General features: G+C 47.0%; 15 protein-coding genes. 12 read left to right on the top strand and 3 right to left on the bottom strand.

What is annotated here, in order from left to right:
• Positions 1–52: 52 nt before the first annotated feature.
• Positions 53–1,696 carry an extracellular solute-binding protein gene (locus ACE3K2_RS18335; RefSeq protein WP_421893253.1) on the bottom strand — a complete coding sequence of 548 codons (1,644 nt, stop codon included), beginning with the start codon at positions 1,694–1,696 and terminating at the stop codon, positions 53–55.
• A gap of 252 nt (positions 1,697–1,948) precedes the next feature.
• Positions 1,949–4,270 carry a helix-turn-helix domain-containing protein gene (locus tag ACE3K2_RS18330; protein WP_421893250.1) on the bottom strand — a complete coding sequence of 774 codons (2,322 nt, stop codon included), beginning with the start codon at positions 4,268–4,270 and terminating at the stop codon, positions 1,949–1,951.
• 363 nt (positions 4,271–4,633) lie between these two features.
• Between ACE3K2_RS18330 and ACE3K2_RS18325 the strand changes: the two genes are divergently transcribed.
• Positions 4,634–7,345 (top strand): S-layer homology domain-containing protein, encoded by a 2,712-nt coding sequence (locus ACE3K2_RS18325; RefSeq protein ID WP_421893676.1) that lies wholly within the window; start codon positions 4,634–4,636, stop codon positions 7,343–7,345.
• Between the two features lie 438 nt (positions 7,346–7,783).
• Here ACE3K2_RS18325 and ACE3K2_RS18320 read toward each other — a convergent pair whose 3' ends face one another.
• Complete coding sequence (locus tag ACE3K2_RS18320) at positions 7,784–8,671, bottom strand: hypothetical protein (RefSeq protein ID WP_421893247.1); 888 nt, start codon at positions 8,669–8,671, stop codon at positions 7,784–7,786.
• A gap of 158 nt (positions 8,672–8,829) precedes the next feature.
• Between ACE3K2_RS18320 and ACE3K2_RS18315 the strand changes: the two genes are divergently transcribed.
• The 11 genes from ACE3K2_RS18315 to ACE3K2_RS18265 all read left to right on the top strand — a co-directional run bounded on the left by ACE3K2_RS18315 (position 8,830) and on the right by ACE3K2_RS18265 (position 21,785).
• Positions 8,830–9,639, top strand: coding sequence for an imm11 family protein (locus tag ACE3K2_RS18315; RefSeq protein ID WP_421893245.1), 810 nt, complete (start codon positions 8,830–8,832; stop codon positions 9,637–9,639).
• Between the two features lie 28 nt (positions 9,640–9,667).
• On the top strand, positions 9,668–10,081 hold the full coding sequence (locus tag ACE3K2_RS18310; protein ID WP_421893242.1) for a GNAT family N-acetyltransferase: 414 nt from the start codon (positions 9,668–9,670) through the stop codon (positions 10,079–10,081).
• Positions 10,082–10,247: 166 nt separating this feature from the next.
• Positions 10,248–10,625: a hypothetical protein gene (locus tag ACE3K2_RS18305; RefSeq protein ID WP_421893239.1), complete on the top strand. Its 378-nt coding sequence runs from the start codon at positions 10,248–10,250 to the stop codon at positions 10,623–10,625.
• The gene (locus tag ACE3K2_RS18300; protein WP_421893673.1) at positions 10,615–11,886 is read left to right on the top strand and encodes an MFS transporter; all 1,272 of its coding nucleotides are present in this window, start codon (positions 10,615–10,617) and stop codon (positions 11,884–11,886) included. Before ACE3K2_RS18305 ends, ACE3K2_RS18300 begins: the two co-directional genes overlap by 11 nt.
• A 186-nt stretch (positions 11,887–12,072) precedes the next feature.
• Positions 12,073–12,210 (top strand): hypothetical protein, encoded by a 138-nt coding sequence (locus tag ACE3K2_RS18295; protein ID WP_307540224.1) that lies wholly within the window; start codon positions 12,073–12,075, stop codon positions 12,208–12,210.
• A 118-nt stretch (positions 12,211–12,328) separates the two neighbouring features.
• Positions 12,329–15,073, top strand: coding sequence for a lanthionine synthetase LanC family protein (locus tag ACE3K2_RS18290; RefSeq protein ID WP_421893235.1), 2,745 nt, complete (start codon positions 12,329–12,331; stop codon positions 15,071–15,073).
• On the top strand, positions 15,051–15,851 hold the full coding sequence (locus tag ACE3K2_RS18285; protein ID WP_421893231.1) for a hypothetical protein: 801 nt from the start codon (positions 15,051–15,053) through the stop codon (positions 15,849–15,851). The genes ACE3K2_RS18290 and ACE3K2_RS18285 overlap by 23 nt, the downstream gene beginning before the upstream one ends.
• A 56-nt stretch (positions 15,852–15,907) precedes the next feature.
• On the top strand, positions 15,908–17,314 hold the full coding sequence (locus ACE3K2_RS18280) for a tetratricopeptide repeat protein (protein WP_421893228.1): 1,407 nt from the start codon (positions 15,908–15,910) through the stop codon (positions 17,312–17,314).
• Positions 17,296–19,053, top strand: coding sequence for an alpha/beta hydrolase family protein (locus tag ACE3K2_RS18275; protein ID WP_421893225.1), 1,758 nt, complete (start codon positions 17,296–17,298; stop codon positions 19,051–19,053). Before ACE3K2_RS18280 ends, ACE3K2_RS18275 begins: the two co-directional genes overlap by 19 nt.
• Positions 19,054–19,315: 262 nt before the next feature.
• On the top strand, positions 19,316–19,948 hold the full coding sequence (locus tag ACE3K2_RS18270) for an NAD(P)-dependent oxidoreductase (RefSeq protein WP_091038252.1): 633 nt from the start codon (positions 19,316–19,318) through the stop codon (positions 19,946–19,948).
• Between the two features lie 157 nt (positions 19,949–20,105).
• The gene (locus tag ACE3K2_RS18265) at positions 20,106–21,785 is read left to right on the top strand and encodes an NAD(P)H-hydrate dehydratase (protein ID WP_421893221.1); all 1,680 of its coding nucleotides are present in this window, start codon (positions 20,106–20,108) and stop codon (positions 21,783–21,785) included.
• Positions 21,786–22,135 lie beyond the last annotated feature (350 nt).

The raw sequence follows: 22,135 nt of genomic DNA, 5'->3' as shown, positions 1-22,135 counted from the left end.
CACATGTATAATCCAGAAACTCATGGAAAATGTATGTTTTAAACTGTCCTACCTATCGCGTGCGACCTGTTTCCTTATGCTCCTTAAACCAATGATTCGCTTCAAGCAGCACCTGTTGCCCACCTGCATCTTTAAATTCTTCCACAAAAGTATCAAAATACCCGACAGGCTGATCGCCGGTGATGATGGAGATGTATGCTCTGTCTCTCATGCTAATCAACTCAGATGAATATTGTATCAGGGCAGGGGTTGCAACCTCCAGGCGATTATAGATACCATTCTCCGTCAACCCGGAAGATGCAGCCCACTGTTCACGTTTGTCCGAGGGTACACCTGGAACCGTCATGCCAATACTTGAGCCGATCCTATTCATATAATTCTCCATTCGGTTGTATGGATAAAGTAAATAGAACGAGCTTGAAGCATCGGCGCCCCAATTCCAGTGTTTTCCTGGAAGGCCATACTCCATTTTGATCTGCTCCGCAGGATCGGGGTTGGCACTTACATAATCGAGGATCTGCAGAATTTTCTCCAGTTTTCCCGGCTCCTTTGCAGCATCAGCACCTATAGCAATAAAATTCATCAACAGATTGTTCCCTTTTGAACCGCTACGTCCATCAGGACCAATAACAGGAGAACCAAATATAATCTCTGCGGTTGCATTCTTCTGTAACAGCTCTTTGACATTGAACGAGGGTTCCACTGGAGTTTCTTGGCCCTTTTCATCGAGGACACTGTAATCCCCCGCTTGATTCCAGTGATAATAGTTGCCCATCGAGGTCATCCCAATTTTTCCATTAATAAAAGCATGGGATAGATGTTTATAACCGCCTTTGTTTTCACCGGTTATGAACTCAGGGTCGATAATCCCGTCTCGATACCATTTTTGCATATAAGTCAGGGCTTTTTTCATCTCAGGCTCCAAGGCGCCAATTACCAGTTGGTTGTTTTTCTCGTTAAAATACAGCTGCTCAGTGAAAACGGACTGTCCAAAAGCGCCAAACACCACATTTAATCCCTCTCTGGATAGGCCATACGTATCCGGTTTACCATTCCCGTCCGGGTCATCTTTGGCAAAAGCATACATGACCGTTTCAAATTCATCCAATGTCTTCGGAACGTCCAGACCAAGCTTCCGAAGCCAGTCCTCTCGGTATACGACAGGAGTTCGATAGATGTTGGTCTGATTAATGGCCGGTATTCCATATAGAGAGCCGTTTATTTTTCCATACGCCAAGTAACGTGAATCATAATCCCGAATTCGCTTTACGATATTTGGCGCATATTGTTCAAGTACGTCCGGGGAAATTTCCGCCAAGACTCCTTGCATTTGATATTTAAGCAGATCATGCGGTTGTCTGATTCGGAACAGATCGGGTATTTTCCCTTGAGCAAGCTTCAGATCCAGCAGTTCCTCGTATCGCTTGTTCTCAAGGTTCCACACCTCCAGATCGACATCAAACCGATCCTCAATATAGGCAATCATCTCTGCGTCCTCAGGAACAGGGATATTCTGATGCATGGTCCAGGATATCGTATACTCTGGAGCCGTATCCTTCTCAAGGCTTGCCAGATGGTCCTGCTGTTGCTGCCCTTGTGCTGTTTCTGTGTTTAGAATGGTACACCCACCTGTGAAGGCGAGAAGGAGAAGCAGTGCGGAGTATAGGTATAGCCTTCTTGAAAGATTAAATTTCATAGCAGCTCCTTTTTTAATTTTAAAATTCTATATAGGTTCAAATAAAGAATATTTACACGGGCACTCCGATGACAGAACAACCTTCCGATCGCTGTTATTCCCAGATTTCTTTCAATTCCTCTTCTAAGGGGGAAATCCGGGAATAAAGGCGAGGCGTATGCTTACGATGCAGCTTTCTTTCAGAAAGCTTTTAGCTTCGCTTCTTCAGGTTCTTTCTGTCCTCTCCGTTATTGTGTAAATGTTAAATTGAACCTATATAGATCCCTGTTCCATTAGACTGCGCATGAAGTTTTTGGGTGTACAGCCGTGAATCTCCTTGAACTTCTTGATGAAATAAGCAGGGGTACGGTAACCGACGGTATTTGCGATCTGCTCAACCGTAATTTCGCGTTGCGTCATCAGTTCTCGTGCGCGTTCCATCCTCTGGTTCGTAACATACTCCGAATAGACAATCCCGGTTTCTTCCTTGAAGAGTTTACTGAGATATTTGGGGCTGATGAACACTTGCTCTGAGACATGGTCGAGCGTGAGATCGCCTGATAAGTTCTCTTGAATATAGGTTTTGACAGCCGAGATGGTATCCACACTCCGTTCCTCGCTTCGCTTCTCCATATGCATCACAAATTCGGTGACGAGATGAATCATCCATTCCGAATAGCGGTTGATATTGTAGAACAATGAAAATTGCTTGTACAAACTCAATGAACTCGCCTCGGCGGGCTGCCAACGTACCTGATGAATACATTCAGAGTATATGGAGACCGTTTTAAGTAATAGGATCCGACTGTATTCGGCTGAATACATGCCTTCTTTAATCTGAGTGACCAACTCTTGAATAGCTTGAACTGCGCCGTGCACATCCCGAGTTTGTAATTTCTTCTCCAAATTTACGAGGTATGAGTCCGAAATTTCCAAGCTGCTGGTTTCCCTGTTCAGAAGATCAAGATCCTGAATGGCGGACTGATCGGGAAAGAAATAGCTGTATCGAATCAAGGTATTCGCCTGATGATAGCTTGTGTGAATCTCCGTGAAATGCTGTACCCATCCGCCCAGTGATAGGACAAAATCCAGACCGAATCTCGTTCTTGCCTCCGTGTGAATAAAGTCCACAATCAGATCAGAGAGAGGTTCTTCGGATTGGTTGGTACAGATGATTACTGCTATTTTGTGATCCTGCAATTCCTCTGCCAGCAGTTGCGTTCCTTCCAATTCTGCCATCTCCAGTTGCTGGATCATCGTGTACAACGTATGCTGCAACTGTCGTGGCTGCAGATCCTTCCACTTCTCATTGACCGGGTCAATGACGATGCAGCGGAAGCGAGTATACGCCATTGAAATATGAACAGATTGCAGTTGCTGCGTAAGCTCCTCGGGTGTAAACCGGTTATTTAACATGTTCAGCATGATACTATGTTTAATCATCTTATGATTGACCTGGAGTGTTTCTTCCAGACTATCGACTTTATTGGACAGACTGTTAATGGTTGTATCGATAAATCGGTATTCGTCCTGCTTTGAGCTGATTGGGCTGTCCATCCGGCTCTTGATGTTATTCAGGATTCGTTTTAGCGGACTATAGTTGGCTCTAGTGAAGATGGACGACATTGCGATCCCAACGGCAACAGCCAATAAGCCGAGAAGAACTGAAATTTCCTTCAAGCTATCCAACTTATAATAGAAGCTGTCATTAGGCGTGGTTGTGTAGATTCTCCAGGCACTTCCTTTAAATTGATCTTGAGTTACAACTTGCGAGTCATAGTTAAATACAGGCGTAAAGCTCTCTTCTGATGAATGAAAAGAAAGCAGCGACTGCGTTAAATTCTCCTCCGTGGAGGTGCCTATCAACGTTTTGTCTGTGGCAGAGATGACGGTTCCATCCTGATCGATGATTAATGTATTTGCATAGTCAGCAGGGAGCATGTTTTGAATGATCTGACTAATCGCTGACTCTTTGATGTCAATCGCAATCAGGGCTTTGCTATCTTGTCCTGTTGATTGAAACGGGTAACTATGGACATAGGAAATGAGAGGACTCATGTTGCTCTGTTCCCGTGATTCGATATATGCATCCTGAGGAACCATGCGAGTCTTCATCCATAAGGAACTTTCTGGAGTCTCTTTCATCGCAGCAATCCAATCCGTCGTATGATCCACACTCGAAGGTGTGTCCTCATAGAGCAATAGACCATATACAGATGAGACGATGAAGTGGTTCTTCGTATCGTACACATGAATGGCTTCAATGAGATCGGAATAATTTTGCACCATATTTTTGAGAGACTGTTCGATGTCCAGAATTTTGCTGTGGTTTCCTTGTAAGCTATCTAAATTGATATTTGCAGCGTTACCGAGTGCCAGGGACAGATAGATCTGATTCACCTTCTGGATCACGGAGCTCTCAATAGTATTGACCGTGCTTTTCAGCGACAATTGATTATTGATGCGGATCTCTTTGCTGTATTGATGGGAGAAGAAGAGATAGAAAATTGAGCCGAAAAGAAGCGCAATGACAAGAACAACAGCGAGGTAGGAAAGAACCATTCTGGATCTCACAGACTGAAATGGCTTACGCATTCTTTATCCCCCTTCATTCCTTATTTCTAAACAACTTCATCATTATATAGCAGGCCGAGGACTAGAAATCATGTTGACCGAAATTTAACAAACTCCCCCTTTACATTTTACACCCATTTAATAAAGCGTTTACATAAAAACATATCATAATTAACGAAAGTAGGTTCTACTCTAGTTTTTTAGGGCAGAAATCATCGGAACGTACGATATTGATATAAAACGGAATATGTTCTATAGATGCGAAACGCTCTCTAATGCTACAGTAACGGCAGATCAGACATCTGTATAGAGACTTTCTTACTCATTTGCAGATGCAGGAGCAAAAAAATAATTTACCATAATGGGAGCGTGTATTTGCAAGCCATGAGAAAACCACTTAAAAAGTCACTGGCATTACTTCTAATGTTGTCTATGGTAGGTCCGACATTTGCAGAGAAGAGTTTTGCAGCCGATCAGAAGATTCGGTTCTCTGATATCAAGGGACACTGGGCGGAAGCGAATATTCAAGCATGGGGTGATCAAGGTTTAATTCGAGGCTATCTGGATCATTCATTCAAACCGAACACGTATATTACCAGAGCCGAATTTATGAATTTGGTAAACGGTGCTTTTGGATATTCCGGACAAGCTCAAATTACCTTCAACGATGTGTCTGAGAGTGCATGGTATTATGAAGCCATTTCTATTGCAAATGCAAATGGATATATAGATGGATACACCGATGGTACCATGAAGCCGCAAGATCCGATTACACGTCAGGAAGCAGCTAAAGTCATTGCTGGTATTCTAAATTTGGAACCAAATGAAACAGCAGCAAATGTCTTTAGCGATTCATCTTCTATTGCGGCGTGGAGCAAGGGAGCAGTAGGTGGAGCTGCTGCAGCGAAAATTATTGCCGGATATGCAGATGGAAGCTTCAAACCGCTTGATTCCATTACTCGTGCCGAAGCCGTGTCAGCACTCGTTAAGGCGGTAGAAGCAGATGCGACTACGGCTGCCAAACCAGCTAAGCCAAAAGGAACGGCAGCCGTACTGAATGTTAATCCTCCAGCAGATGAAGCCCGGTTGTCCGCCGTGAAGGACGGGGCCAATGCTGGAGACGACACCTTGAAAAATATTGCGGAAACCAATCCGTTTATTGATATTTTGGACGGTTTTGATCAAGTATGGTCCATGAATCAAGCAGATTGGAGAGACGGAACAGCGGCAACCAAAATTGGGGCTGACGGGAAGAATGCAAAGTATGGAGATGGACCGTCCCCATATTATGACGGCTTTAAGAATGATCCAACCATAGCTGTCGCTGATCAGAAAACATATGCAAATGAAGAGATCCGAAACAAAGCGACTTGGGAAGCCAATATCCGATATGTAGAAAAGGTCACGCAAAACCGCACGGGTGAAGAGGCTTTGGCAGCCTATTATGATGACCAAAGAGATAAGATCTATAGCGTGATGGAAGGCTTTGGTCCGTTGGCTAACACGTATGTAGATATCATCAAGCCAAAGACAAACGTTGAACGAACAGTGGACGAGATGAATGTGGTATTGACCGAAGAAACCGTGGAAGATGAAAGCCAAGGTATTGGAGATTGGGAAGCACAAACGGAACTTTCAGACTTGGTCCATCTGGTTGATCTGGTTCGATTCAAAATTCCTGCCTCATCCAATCCCTCTAAATATTTCTACTCTTCCCCTAGACCGTGGAGAATGAATTCCAATGGAGAAGTGAAAGAAGTGGTTGACAGCAAGGGACTGCCTGTATGGGAAACCTTGGGCGAAGGTGAGAAAAAAGAAGTGCCTCTGGCTTCAGGCGGCACCAAATCAACCGGAGAAAAACATTACCAGCAATACGAAACCAACGTTAAGCTTATTCCTGCGTTAACTTATGTCAAACGAATCGCTGAGGATGGAAGAGGGAAAGATGGCGGATTTCCGAGTGGACATACCAGCGCAGCTTACTTATCCGTATTTCCTCTGGCATACGCTACACCGGAACGATTCTCTGAATTGTTAACGAGAGCAGCTCAGTTGGGCGAGAATCGAGTCGTAACGGGCATGCACTCACCGCTTGATGTTATAGGAGGAAGAATACAATCCACAGCCATGGCTGCATATGCACTTAATAAAGCTGAGAACAAAGATGTGTTAGCGAAAGGTTATGAGAATGCAGGAGAAGTATTTGGAGCTGCAGCCAAGGAAAAAAACATGAGTCTGTATGATTATGCACACACCGTAACCGAAGATTACACGTTCAAGAGTGCATACGATGAGCACAAATGGGAAGATCATGATGCCAATAAAGCCTTCTATAGAGAGAAGATGACTTACGGTCTGCCACAAACAGGAACCAAAGGTTTGGCTCCCGTTGTACCGCAAGGAGCAGAAGTTTTGCTAGAAACGCGTCAACCGTATCTAACAGATGAGCAACGCAGACAAGTATTGTATACAACATCCATTGACTCTGGATATCCTGTACTGGATGAATCCAAGGGCTGGGGAAGAATTGATCTGGTAACAGCCTCAGATGGATACGGTGCATTCTTGAACAATGTAACCGTAGATATGGATGCTTCCAAAGGACGGTTTAATGCAGAAGACTGGTGGAGAAATGATATCACCGGCAGTGGAATGCTCACGAAAAAGGGAACAGGAACCCTGACATTGACAGGGAAAAATAACTACACAGGCGGTACCTTGCTGCAAGCAGGAACGCTGGTAGCCGAATCCGCAACGGCTTTTGGTACAGGTGATCTGTATGTGGAAAATGGAACAGTGGTTGTGAATGTCGATGGAGCATTAACCTTGAATAGAAACTTCACCATGGATAAAGGTACGCTGGAATTGGTTGTAGATGGTGACAACAGTCAACTGAATGTCGGCAGAAAGCTCTACATTGATGGAGGAAGCCTCAAGCTCGACTTGTCCAACCATAAGATTGAAGGTTCCAAAGATATTACGTTAATCACCGCTAATGGAATTACAGGTGAATTCGACAGTGTAACGGCAGATGGTTATAACGTTACGGTCACATACGAAAAAGGTCGTATCATTGCACATGTTGTAGCCAAATAAGTGAAGTAATTATCCGTTATATAAAGTGAACTAAAGCATGTTACACATGTCACTTTGATGATATAACCTTCCGATTAAATTTCGCAAGACATGAGTAGTATATAGAAAAGGGCTGAAACTACATTGTAGTTTCAGCCCTCTTTGCTTATAGACTTGCGATTCAGAGCATGAACATGGAGTGCGCGCTAACGAATCTGAGACAGCTGTAGAGGCCGAATAAGACGTCCTGAGTTCCTTACAAAATAATCTGGCTATTCAATAGGAACAGCCAGACAGGAGCTCGATAATTATCGGATGCTGATATCCATCATCGTATAATTTGCCTGAGTTTGAAGACATGCCCTGATTGATGAAAATCCAGTCGAGGGAAGGACGCGTCTTGTATCACCAAGGGGTGGATCTCTAAGATCAATGCTATGGAAGGAGTCCATACGTTAGTTATTCGCCGGTGTGGGTACCCGATGTACGACGTGTATGCACTTCCATCTCCGTAGAGACTTGCTTCGTTGGTTCCAGGTCCGTATGTCCTGCGTAGGGGCGATCACTGCGAGAGCGTGTTCCGGTCAGACCGAAGCCTGAAGTGAACAAGATCAACTGTAATCCAAGGGCGTAGGGCGCAGCCACAAGTCCAATCAGATGAAGCAAGGAGCATAGCGCGATCAGCAAGGAGAGCATTTTGGTTATTGTACCTGGAGTATCCCGGCGTGGGCTGGCCCAGAGCAGGTAACCATATATGATGGTGATCATTAGGGAAATCGCGCGAATCCACGGCAAGATGCTGTCCCATGAGTCCGCAGACACGTCCAACATCTGCTGACGAAATACCAGATCCGTAACGAGAAACCCTGTAGCCGCCAGTGCGGCTGGTTCGGCTAGGGGCCGAAGGATGGTCCAGAGCGCTGTGCCCCAATGATCTGCATGCGTATCCCGGCTGAGTTCATCCGATAATACGGTGCATTCCCGTTCCAGTGCTCTGTGCATCAGGCCGAGTCTGGCAGGATCATGTTCCTTAATACAGTCACGAATCTGATCCTGTAGTTGAGGGGAAAGGTAAGATGCCGCTTTGCAGGCTAACATTGCCGTGATCAGATCGTTATGTTCGTGTTCCGACCGTTCATCATTCCGATTTTCCTGGATGGTAAGTTGTCCCAAGAGGGCTGTACTTATGTATAATGTATCTCGTATCCTTCTCATTCGCCTTTCGTGGCTGCGGCGAACTTCGGTGGCAGACCATATGTATATCCCCAGAAGCACAGCCATGACGCCAAGTAGCACAGCCACAGCACCTGGGCGAGATGTTAGATCTTCAATCCAACGTTGAAACACACTTGTTCCTCCTTTGCACCAACTTCACGTATCTTGAAACACGCTTCACGTAAGCTTTCTCTCACTATTACACAGGAAGTAGATGAATTCAAGCAGAAAGGGGCACAAAGTTTAGCTAAGGTTTGTTAGATGAGCAATCCAAGGATAGGAGTTAAAATATGAAAGTCTATGAACTAAAATATAACGATAGCTGCATGGATTTAAATACTATGGATTGGGACCATGAGTTGGGTTCAGACTTTAATGGAAATTCTAAGGGGAAAATATGGACCCCGACTAAAGTAAAAACATTGTATAAAAAAAAGTATAGTGATTTTCCTAGGTTAATAATAGGGAAGCCAATTATGAAAAAAAATGTGAAAGAAGTATTTGAAGATCATATCTCAAAAGAGGTTGAATTATTACCTTTAATTCATGATGAATTAGAGTTGTATGTAGTAAATGTTACGAATATTCTGGAATGTGTGGATTGGAACCGCTCAGATGTAAGAAGCTATAGTGATGGGGACTTCGCAGGTTTTAATAAATTGGTATTTGACTTCTCCAAAATACCGAATAACACATATATGTTTAAAATAAAAGAGACGGCTACGGTGGAAGTGTTTGTGACAGATTTATTTAAAGAAGTTGTCGATGAACATAAATTCAAGGGCTTAAACTTCTCCGTGGTATATGATTCTGACTTTACAGAGGAGAAGGAAGAAGAGCAGCAGCAACTATATGATGCTGTTCTCGAAGAGATTGAACGAAATAAAGGCCAAGAGTATACTTATGACGCTGCCCGTGAACTTGTAGATCAAGGAGAAACTATGTCCAGCGGTCCGTGGAAGATGCGACTGGATGACCAGAGACAGTTATGGTTGGGTCAATTGCTTAAAGATTTGTCTTATCAGTGGCTTATGCCGGCATATATTCCGCCGGTATTGTTGTTGAAGTCTTGGCATGTGGTTGACAGAATAAAAGAATAATTTATTTTGTTAGGGAGGGGCACAATTCATGGATCAAGTGAATATTGAACACACACCACCCGCAGCAGTGGAGTATCTTGCCCTGCGGCAGATCGCGGGCCTTAGTCCAATGAGCAGGGAAGGGGCGGAGATTGGACTACCGAATAGCCTGTTTGCCGTATGTCTGCGTGAAGAAGATGTACTGGTAGGTATGGGGCGAGTGATTGGAGATGGAGGTTGCTTCTTTCAGGTCGTCGATATTGCTGTACACCCGGATGTTCAGGGAATGGGTTATGGAAAGCTGATCATGAGCGAGATCATGAATTATCTGCGTGACGTCGTGCCTGCTCGCGGTTTGGTCAGTTTGCTGGCGGATGTTCCAGCGGATCGCCTGTATGCCCAATTTGGATTTGAGTATACCAGTCCGAAATCGGAGGGTATGTGGTGGAGACAGGGAGAGTAGTGAACTAGTTAAAAAACATATTCAGCGAACCTTTGGATATCCAAAGGTTTTTTGCTTTACAACCATTTATTTACAAGTATAATGTAAATTATAACCAATTTACGATTTACAAAATACAATATACAGATTCCTTGTAAAGAAATTGTAAAGAATGGAGGAAATGAATATGTACAATGACCAGAAAGCTCAGTTTAACCAGATGGTGGAACGATCTGTGGAGCAGGCGAACAAAAACCTTTCGGGAACCAAGGGGGTAGTTTCCGTTCGATTAAGTCAGGAAGAGATTGATATTATTGATCAGCTTGTATTTCTTGAGTTAGCCAAAAACCGTTCTGACGCAACTGCAATGCTGATTAGGGAAGGCATACGAACACATCAGACCTTATTGAACGAGATACGCGAGTATACGGCTGAACTGGAACGGGTAAAAGCCAAGATACAACAGACCATTCGAGATTCAGGTTTAGTTACACGTCTGCACCGTAGTAGTGATGATGAATCTGTTACGTACGAGGGAGAGGTGCGTGAAAAAGATGAAAAATGAAATTCACGGTGACAGCTATCGAGCGGTTTTGCGCCTTCCTTCTTTTGTTGTGCTTCTTGTTGGCAGATTGGTTTCTGGCGCAGGTCAGATTTTATTTTCGATGGCGACGATGTGGTATATCCTCCAATTAACGGAGTCAGCACTCGCTGCCGCACTGATTCCGATGTTGCCGTACTTGATCTATGCATTTTTGGGTATTCCCCTGGCTACGATCAGCGATCGCCTCCCCAAAAAGCAACTTTTGATCTGGACAGATATATTGCGTGCAGGTATAGCTTGCATATTGGCTCTTTTGTTCATGACAGGATCCATGCTTCCGTGGCATATTTACGCAGCCAATCTGCTCATTGCAATCCTTGGTTTCTTGTTCAATCCGGCAACCCAGACAGTCATCCCCGCTATTTTGCCAGAACCTACAAAACAATTAGCTCCAGCCAATGCCTTACTGAACTCTTCCTCCAAAACGATTGAATTGCTTGGATACGCCTTGGGGGGCATATTGATCGCGCTCATCTCCGTTCAGTCCATCCTGTTCATCTATGCCGTTACGTTTCTGCTGTCCGCCATATCCATTTTCTTTATCCGCATTCCTGTAACCAAAGTCGTGAAACAAAAAGGAGTCTCCGGTTTTCTTAAAGATAGCATGCAGGGGATTACATTCCTGTTTTCCCGTAAAATTTTGGCCTGCTGCATTATCTTTGGAGCCATTATCAATTTTGCAGGTGCGCCATTGCATATTTTCACACCGATTTTTGCCAATATGGTGCTCCAAGCTGGACCACAAGGCTACGGTCTTCTTCAGTCGGCCTTTGCCGCGGGCAGTATTGCAGGCTCTCTGCTCAGTGGTAAATATGCCAAACGACTCTCGCTGGCTCACTGGTTTTTGATCAGTTATCTCATCTCAGGCACAAGTTTGCTGCTCATGCCGATGTTTCCTAACCTGTACATTGCTATTGCGTGTTCATTTTTGTTGATGATGGGACTTGCCCTTGTGAATGTTCCACTAGTTACCTCCATTCTTTTATCCACCCCGGAAGAAAAAAGAGGGCGTGTCATGAACAGTATGGGGGTCTTGATGAGTGGCATTAGTAATCCGCTCGGGTTGTTATTGGGTGGCTGGTTCATTGAAACGTACAATCCTTCATGGGTATACATGGGGATTGGTTCATTTGTTATTTGTATGGGCTTGGCAAGCCTGTTTGTCCGACCTTTCCGTGAAGAACGGAGCAAGCGTACCCAACAACAAATGACCTCCATGTAGTCTGGAATTTGATGTCATATTGTGCCTCTTTTTAGTCCGAGGAAACAAGTAATTTGGCATGATCAGAAAATATAAATGGATTGTATGAATAATTTATGTAAAATAATTCAATTAAAAAGAAGGAAATTCAAAATTTATGTAGAATTTGGTTTATAAGAGGGGGAGACAAATGGGAGGTAATTTATCATGGAAAACAAGGAAATTTTATCTGTACAGGATTTGATGGCACTAGAGGTTGAAGAGGATAACAACATGTTTGAGGAAACAAGCTTGTGTACAGTGTGCAGCTGGACTAGCTCACAAACAATCGTTGTTGAGAACTAGGAACTTCTTTACAAGCTCTATTCACTGAATCATTTGAAAGATAAGTCTTTGGTTTTCGCGCATTACTAAAATAATTGTACCTCCCCCTCTTACTTTATCCAAAAAGGAGTGATTCTCATTGAAATTCGCAAGTGTAACCCCCAAGAAGGACGCCTTTGAGAACGCTTTGGAACATATAATCCGGGAACTTCCCCAATCCATCCAATGGTCGAATGACGGCCATTGGATTTGTTTTAGACCGAAGGAATTAAGGCTTCCCGCGCAGGGATGGAAAATCCATATATCGGTTATTCCTGTGGAAGGAGCTGAATTGCTGCGCCGTATTGCACCTGTTCTCACAGAAAATGAAGTGCAATGGAAAGTAGTGAGCAGTGGGCTGAAACTGATTGAAACATCTAACGGTTCCATACCTCTCCCTCAGACGGGGAAGTGTGTCACCATCTACGCACGAGACGAAGAGCAGTTCTTGAAGTTACTTGAGCTCATGCATTCATGTACAGGTGATCTGGAAGGACCAGCTATTCCGACAGATCGGGCATACCTCGGCAGCCAGTGTGTATTTTACCGTTATGGTGCATTCACGGATCGTTTCTACTATGACCGTTACTCGGGTGCAAAAGTGTATGCCATCCAGAATCCTGAAGGTGAGCTGGAGGAGGATCGAAGAACGCCCGGCAGATATAAGCCAGATTGGGTGAATGAACCCGAGGAATTGCTGCGGATTCAGGACATGGAGACAAATCAGGTGACTTCTCGTCATTCCGATTCCAATAACAATGAGTTTGGTATACGAAATATTCGTGTGAGACGTGTGCTCAAGAAATCCGGCAAGGGAGGAGTATTTCTCATCTCTGGCACATCCTATGAACAGGCTGTCATGAAAGAAGCGGTCTACCGCATGCGTGTAGACGGTGGTGGGCGCTCTGCTCATAACTATTTGGATAATGAATATCGCGTGCTTGATTTGATGAAGGATACGGGGGTTACCCCAAGGCCGCTTGATCTGTTTAGTGTTGAAAATAACCGCTATCTGATCCTGGAGTATTTTGAAAGCATCAGCCTGCGTGAATATATCCATCGCAGACATGTAGCCTCAGATTACAACCGGGCGGATATGCATCGGATGGGTATACATATTCTCGATATGGTGCAGCAATGTCACGATAAAGGGATTGTGATTAATGATCTGACGCCCAACAATATTGTTGTGCTGACGGACGGAAGTGTACGCCTGATTGATCTTGAACTGGCTTATGTTAGAAGTGATGAGAACCAGGCCGATCCATTGACCGGGCATACTCCGGGTTATGTGCCACGAGGGCGTGAGCACAGCAGGCGCTCCAGTTATGCGGATGATCTGTATGCACTGGGAGCCGTCTTCTATTACATGGCTTCATCCATCGACCCCTATCTGAAATATCGGCAATCTCATCTGGAAGCTGCACAAGCTTATCTGGATCATCAAAGTAATACACAACTTCGTGGCTTGGGAAGTCTGGGTATTGAGATCATGTCTGGCGGATATGTGAAGTTATCAGAAATTCGTGAAACGTTGGTTGCATTACTGGAGCAGCAAGAGGTCCATTCAGGAGGAAGCAGGGATGTAATAGAGAAGGATGAATGCAATATGGAGCCAGAAGAAGTGCTCCGTCAGGCGGAGCGTATGGTAAACACACTGTATACTTCTCTTGATTTCAATAGTCCCCATCAACTGTTCCCCGAAAACAGCATGAGCAAGATGTTTCACCCGGCGAATTTTAACTTTGGCTGGACAGGGATGATTTTTGGTTTTAATCAGCTTGGTCAGATTACAGAGAACAGACAATACCATCAATATGCGTATGAAGTGTTGGAATGGATTTTGACGAATCACCCTTACGTTCCAGATGAGACACCTGTAGCATTATACTTTGGATATGGCGCTGTACCCTGGGCAATGGCAGAGACGGCTGAACGAATAAATGATCCATCGCTGCTTCAACGTGCAGAGGATCTGGCATTGGAAATCACCTTACATGATCCGGTGCAGACCAATATTAGTCATGGAGCTGCGGGTTTGGGACTGATGCTGCTTGAAATATACCGTATTGGCGGCCGCCCTGAACTTCTGACCAGAGCAGAGGAACTGGGTGTCTATATTTTGGAACAAGAAGAGCAGACAGACGAATCATTGAGTTTGTGGAAAGTGAAAGATAAATCGGACCAAAAAGGTCATCATTCCCTTGGATTTTCTCATGGCATCGCAGGTATCGGGTATTATCTGCTTGCCTTGGCGGAGCGTACAGGAAAGGAAGCGTACTATTCTGCTGTGAAGCGAATTGTAGATACACTCGATCGTACGAGTCATGGAGCACAGAATGGCGTAAGCCTCTGGCCTGCATCGCCGGAAAAACCGGATACACTCTGGGTGCATTGGTGTAATGGATCGGCGGGTATTGGTCGATTTTTGATGGCAGCAGCTGATATTTTACAAGATCCCCTTTGTACCAGACTTGGACTTCAAGCAGCGGATGCAGTGGCACAGGCAACGGTATTTGCTTCTTTTGGGCAGTGTCACGGAATTGCAGGCAATGGAGATTTTCTACTCTTGGCTAACCGCAAGTTCCCAGGCAGATATGAAACCAAACTAGCGGAGTATACACAGAGCTTGTATGTCTTGCGAAGTGATCAACAGGAAGACATATGGATGTGGCCTCTGGAGGACATGGAGTCCTTCTCCCCTGATTATATGACTGGTTATATGGGGATCTATACATTCTTGCTACGCCGGTTTTATCCGTCTGTTACATCCGAACCACTGGTTTATTCAGGTTTCGATTATAACAGGGAGGGAAAAGCGTATGATGCTAACATCCATATCTAATATCCTGCCGCAATGCCAGCACGAATCGGGGAAGGCGGGGGATCGCTATTATGCAGTTGAACCTGGAAAAGACAAAACCCTATCTTCGTTCATGATAATTGATCAGGGTGAAGGGCAGTATACATTGGATTTATGGAGTGAAGCACATTCCAATCTTTATTGGGAAGATCGGATGTCATCCGTTTTGGATAAAATCACATGGTCCTCTCTATATGCAACTGCTCCTGCCTCATTTCCGTGGGAGAAGCTTGGATACCGGGCGGATGTTCTTGCCCATCGGTATCGATTTTTCGGCAATTTGAAGGACGTTCCCGTGCCTGCTATGCCAAATGAAGACGCGGTTTGGAGGCCTGCGGAGGGTCAGGAGGACTCCCTTGCTCGATTGCTCCAGGCCAGTGATCTTACCTGTCCAGGTTGGGAAGCTGCTCGTCAAGCTATCGGAGATATTTATGAGGGGGGATATGGCAAGCTGCTAAATGGTTCCGGGCTTGTGGAACTGGAGGGAAGGAAGATTGGGGGCTGCCTGTTAAGCGATGAGTTCGGCAGTATACTCCTTGCTCATATCTTCACGATACCTGAAGCGAAACGTCAAGGTTGGGCCCGTTGGCTTGCTGCATATGGCCTCCATCGGTGCAGTCCAGATCCGGATCAGCGGATTAAAGCTTCACTTGATGCAAACAACCGGGGCAGTTATCAATTGATGGATGCACTGAATTTACAACAGGTACCTGAAATTATACACGTATGCCGAATCACGAAAGAGAGTGAGCTTTCATGATGCCTATCTCACTGGAAAGTACGGATTATCATGATTTGAGGAGTAAATGGCTTCGCGTGAGTCATGAACCTGGATTGTTTGTCGTTGAAGGGACATCGGATGCGGTGAAGCATGAAATTCACAAACTGAGAACGCATTGGCAGGATAAGGTTATACAAATCACGGTTGGTGATCCGTATGCTACTCTCCCGCTGATCTATCAATTAAGTCCAATTCAGCCAATAGATGATCTTGTGGCATGTAAAAATGCGTTATTGAGATTTCAAAGATCAGGATGGACGCCTGGAAATAGGAAATGGGTTCTGGTGGAAGTATCTTCCTACCTTCATCCCGCGGATCTGGGAGCCATCCACTATATCCTGCATCGACAGAAACTAAGGGGAGTAAGTGTAGTGCTTTTTTTTCATCGATATCCAACCATAGCGAGTAATCCTGAGGAAATGCCCAAAATTCCAGTATCTCTTGTCAGGGATACGCCCGATCAGACTCGACTTTTGTTGGAAGAACATCTACAAAAGGTAAAAAAGGATAAAGGGAAGGATGAAGAGGCAGCATTGGCGCTCTATAATAGGCTGGCCTGGGTTTTGTTGTCCAAATCGACTGATCCGGCCCGCTACAGGTCCTGTTTTCATTTTTTCGATCATAATTCGTTATTTCAACGTTTGTCGGCGACACAGCAGGCAGTACTCTGGTTTGAGTTGGGTCAGCTGTTGACCAAAAAAGGGAAGCAGTATGCCGAAGCGCGACACTGTTATTCGAAAGCTCGGGAAATCATTGCCCATGATGAACTAACGGAAACGTATCGTACTGGGAAATGGGCTGCGCTTGATAATGGTGAAGCATTAATTGAGATGCAGGAGGGCAATGTAGAACGTGCAATTACGTTGGAGCGACAGGCGGGACAGCGTATACGTCAGCTTCCTGATGGACCCGATCAGCGAGTTTTTCAGATTCAGACGTTACTAAACATTGCGGGGTTGCAGCTCCGGGCAGGTCACTATGCAGAGGCGGGTATGACGTTGCTGGCTGCGGAGAAGCTATGTGTTGATGCATATGAGGATTGGCTGGGGCATGTACTGCAATTAAAAATGGTACTGCATCAACAGCTTGGAGAGCAGGAGCAGGAATATGAACTATTGATTCAATTGTTACGCATGAACACAAACACTATCCATCCCCAACTGCTTGGTCGTGCGGTGGAAATCGCTGGCGCGCTGATTACTCAAGGGTCAGAGGAACGGGCATCCCAGGTGTACCGTCTATTGATGATGGGGCTGCCGGTTGCCAGTCTGCCACAGATCAGGTTGATTGGGGAAACATTAGGCAGACTGGGGACAGTTACGCCTATAGATGCATACACACAGGAGCAGTATATCAATAAACTAGAATTGCAGTTGGAGGGATGGGAGCAGTTAAAGCACTGGAATGAGAGGAGGAAATCCGGTTGGGCTATCCATTCTTGACACGAATGAGTGTGAATAAGGAACGAACGAGTATGCTCTTGGGCTATGATGACAATACATGTGAATGGTGCAGTCTTGATGATACAGGCCGCATTGATAGCCGGCAGAACCTTTCAGAACATGGGACAGAGTCAGAGCAGCATACGCAGCATATTCAGTTTATAGGCAGGAATCAGGTTCTGGTGATTACACAGGACAAGGTGGGGAAATGGCTTTATCTATACGAGGATGAGCAGCAAGCAATTCTGGTTCAGAGCCTATTTGTGAAGTTTCCGTTTCCAGTGATGCAGGCCGCTTGGCAAGAGGAGCAATTACTCCTGCTATTTTCCATTAGACATCGTTCAGGAGCTGTCCGTATAGGTCTTTACGATCCTGAGAAGGATGAGGCGCGATGGGTTACTCCTGATCTGGATAATCCGCAATTTGTATTCTGGTCTGCGTCAACACAAGAAATTGGTGTAAACGTTGGTGGATTCGGAAGAGTGTATTCGTATCCCGAAGATATCCTTCCATCATCCGAAATACTCTATAGGGAGTATGCCTACCCTGTGATGGATAAGCAGGGGGATCTGATAGCCGTTTCTATTCCTGTAAAAGATGGCTTCCAGCCCGGATGGATCAGGCAAGGAGAGGATATGGTGCATGAATGTTCAAGGGATAGCCAACCCTTCTCTGAACTGATTAGAATTCAACTCGATCCACATCAAAAGTTAGTCCTCTGTGAAGGGATAACCTGCGGCAGGTGGCGATATGTTCAATATACATTGGACAGAGAGAAGAGGTTTGAGCTGTATGATTATCCGGGAATCTTGACACAGGCTGTGCTCAGTAGGGACAGGCAGGGATTGATCGGAAAATATGAATCTATCGTACGTATTCCAGCGCCGGGGATATACCGATTTTCAGAACAAACGCGTACGATTATCCGTTTCCCGGTTGAACAAAATAAGAGAATTGTTAACCATCCCGATGCAGAACCCGAGGTAATCTATCGATGGATTCGTTATGGGCATCACATGATCCCGTACATGGACATGCATCCGGAGGGCGCAGAACAGGTGGTTATCTATCTTCATGGGGGGCCTCATAATTGCCTGTTTGACAGCTTTAGTCCCGTTATCAGCGGATTATATCAGGCAGGAGTGCGTGTCATTGGGCTGAACTATCCCGGCAGCTCAGGGTTTGGCGCGGATTACAAGATGCTCATTCAGAACGACTGGGGCGGCGTGGATGCAGATGTCATCCAGTTCATGCGGGAGCAGATGTTATCTTCCTATTCAAACGTCTCTCTCTATGGGGTGAGCTATGGGGCTTATCTTGCATTGCTGGTAGCAGGTAAAAGTCCGGCGCTATGGAGTACTGTGGTTGCCTGTGCACCGTTTACAGATCTGGAAGGACTGTACGCAGGTGGAGGAGTGAAGCTGAAATCATTCTTGGAAACTGAAATCGGTGAGCTTCTGCATGATCAATCTGCCCTGCGGGATAGAAGCCCAACAGCATATGTATCCGGGCTCAGTGAGGTGGATATTCAACTCATTCACGGTCAGGCTGATCAATTGTGTCCCGTAGAGCAGACGGAGAGGTTGTATCTGGACATCATGAAAAACAAGCAGATGTCTGGAGCTGCAGGCAGGATTGAGCTTCATATTGTACAGGATATGGCGCATGAGGCTTATTCGGAGCGAATCTGGGCACAGACGGCTGTTGATTTTCTAACCAACAGTAGAGTATCCACGTAAGATAAATACATGATGTTGAAGCCGCAAATGCGGCTTTTTTGGCGATGTTTAAGGTAATGATATGGAAAGGAAAGCAGTTGGGGAAGTGTTGTTCGTGGTCTGGTGCATAGTTTGAGAGGTTAAGCGGATGAACATTAACGTTTACAAGATCTCACATCCGGTTTAAGATGGCGTGAGCCGTTTAAGGTATATAACAATAGGATTAAGTATTAAAATAACGGTAAGTTGTTGAGATGATATCTACAGAAAAGAGGGAATTCATATGAAAGTAGCCATTTTTGGAGCAACCGGAGCGATTGGCAAGACGATACTGTGGGAGCTGATGGATCGTGGGCATGAAGTGACAGCGGTGGTGCGTGACCCGTCCAAAATTGAGATGGTGCATGAGCGTTTGCGTGTAGAACAGGGAGATCTGCTTAACCCGGATCAGGTGGCAGATTTTGCAGCGGGTCAGGAAGCGGTTGTGAGTGCATATGGACCGAAGTTTGGTGGAGAAGAAGAGATGCTGGAAGTGACACGTTCGTTAATCGAGGGGGTGCGCCGGGCAAAAGCAGGACGTCTGGTTGTAGTTGGTGGAGCGGGAAGTTTGCTGACCGATTCCGGAGAGATGCTGATGGATACGCCGGGATTCCCGGAAGAAGTTAAGCCACTTGCGAAAGCCCATGCAGAAGCATATGACCTGATTGAAGCGTCAGGTATTCACTGGACCTACATGAGCCCTGCTGCAACAATCACAACAGGACGTCGGACTGGCCAGTTCCGAGTTGGTATGACCCGTGTGATTACAGATGATATCGGGGAAAGCTCGATTTCCGTCGGCGATTTTGCAGCGGCTTTGGTGGACGAACTGGATGATCCGCAGTTTATCCAGGCACGGTTTACCGTAGGTTATTAAGCGTAGAGAGGTTTTGGAATGGATAATTTGATCTGAGGGTCTCGTACACGGAATCGATAGAGTTTCTGATGATGTATCGATTGGATTATGGTAACTGGATGAGGTAAGGGGAAATAATGTAGGTAAGAGATGAGCTTGTCACGGGGAGGGATGAACGTTGTTTATCGTAACCGCTGAACAGATGCGGGCTGTAGATGAGTATACTATTCATCAGCTCGGTATTCCGGCAGCAAGTCTGATGGAGAATGCAGGCCGCGCCATAGCTGAGGAAGTCATCAAGCTGTGCCGGGAAGGGCAGGCAGAAGGCCGGCTTGCGGATTCAGGGCAGCTTGGCTATAGCAGCCAGACAGGTGCGAGGCGGGCACACACCGGGCCCGGCGATCGGCAAGGTTATGGTGGCGACATCATCGCCGATCCGGCGCTGGTGATGGAGCGCCCGGGAGATCAGCAGTGGTACATGCTGATCGGCAAGGGCAATAATGGCGGCGATGGGCTGGTTGCCGCGCGCCATTTGGTTGAAGCAGGGCTTGGCGTGACATTGGTCTACGCCGATGCCCCTGAGGCACTGCGGGGCGAAGCCGCAGTGCAACGGGATGCCGCCGCGCAGCTTGGCATCCCCGCTCTTGTCCACGGGCGCGAAGCCGTGGACTTCAGCCGGTGCACAGGCATCGTGGATGCGCTGCTGGGCACCGGCTCGCGGGGGGCGCCGCGGGGAGCTTACGCGGCGCTGATTAAGGCGGCGAACGACAGCGGTAAGCCGGTCGTGTCCGCCGATGTGCCAAGCGGGCTGGACGCCGATACCGGAGAGGTGTATGAGCCCTGCATTCAAGCCCGGGTAACCGTATGCCTCGCGCTGCTCAAGCGTGGGCTGGTGCAGTACCCGGGCGCTTCTGCCGCGGGGCGCATTGTGGTGCGCGCCATCGGCATTCCCTCGCGGCTTGCGCCAGAGCATGGTCCATCGGTCCGTCTGCTGACGGACGAGGTGCTGCGCCGTGCGCTGCGCGTGGATACAGGCCGCCTCCGGGCACCGGACGGCCACAAGGGCACCTACGGCCACGTATTGCTGGCCGCAGGAAGTCTGCCGATGAGCGGCGCAGGCCTGCTCTCCGCCAAGGCCGCGCTGCGCGCAGGCTGCGGGCTCGCCACATGGGCGCTGCCCGCGGCACTGCTGCCGCATGTCATCGGCACCGTGCCCGAGCTCATGCTTGCTGCCGCCGCCGATGGCGACAGCGGCGAATGGAACGCGGCTTCCGCCTCCGCCGTGCTGCGTCTGGCGGAGAGCCGCGACGTGCTCGCGACCGGCCCAGGCCTCGGCCGCTTCCATGGCGACACAGACTGGCTGCGCCATCTGTGGCAACAAACGGATCGTCCGCTCGTCATTGATGCGGACGCCCTCAACATGCTGGCAGACGCCGGCCCACATGGGCCTCGCGACTGGGGCCAGCGAAGTGCGGCGACAATCCTGACGCCGCACCCTGGCGAGATGGGCCGACTGCTGGGCATGTCGACCCCGGAAGTGCAGCGTGACCGCATTGGATACGCTGCAAAATACGCCCGCGAGCAGGACGTGACCCTTGTGCTCAAAGGAGCACGAACGGTCATCGCAACGCCATCCGGCGAGGCGTACATCAACACTACAGGGCACGCCGGCATGGCAACTGGCGGTGCCGGGGACGTATTGACCGGCATCATCGCCGGTCTGCTTGCCCAAGGGCTCAGCGCGGAGCAAGCCGCCACGTTCGGCGTATATCTCCACGGGCAGGCCGCCGAACGAGCAGCATTGCTGCGCGGTGACCCATCGTCCCTGCTGGCCGGGGACATCATCGACGCACTGTGAGGATGGGTCAGTGGGGGAAGCTCACGGTTATGGGCTACTGCCTATGACGACCCATTCCCAAACTGCAAGTGATCCAACGAACCAGCACCCAGCACACTAAAAGTAGACGAGTGCATATTACTCACTATCCATTACCACGGTTTTACATGGAGAATTAAAAGCTAGCGAATCTCATCCACGTTATTTATAGAGTGCCTGAGACTCGTTAGAGTCCGGGGATAGCGTATGCTCCCGAAGTAGCTCTCTTTCAGAATGCTCTCAGGCGTAGCGTATGCTTCCGATCTAGTTTTCCTATAGAAAACTTGTAGCCCGCTTCTTGGCTTCTTGCTGTCTTCTCCGTGACGTGTTAA

Origin of the sequence: Paenibacillus sp. (genome assembly GCF_048976745.1) — a bacterium.
Lineage (GTDB): Bacteria > Bacillota > Bacilli > Paenibacillales > Paenibacillaceae > Paenibacillus.
The sequence above is the reverse complement of the archived record's forward strand: the minus strand, read 5'-3'. Positions and strand labels throughout refer to the sequence as shown.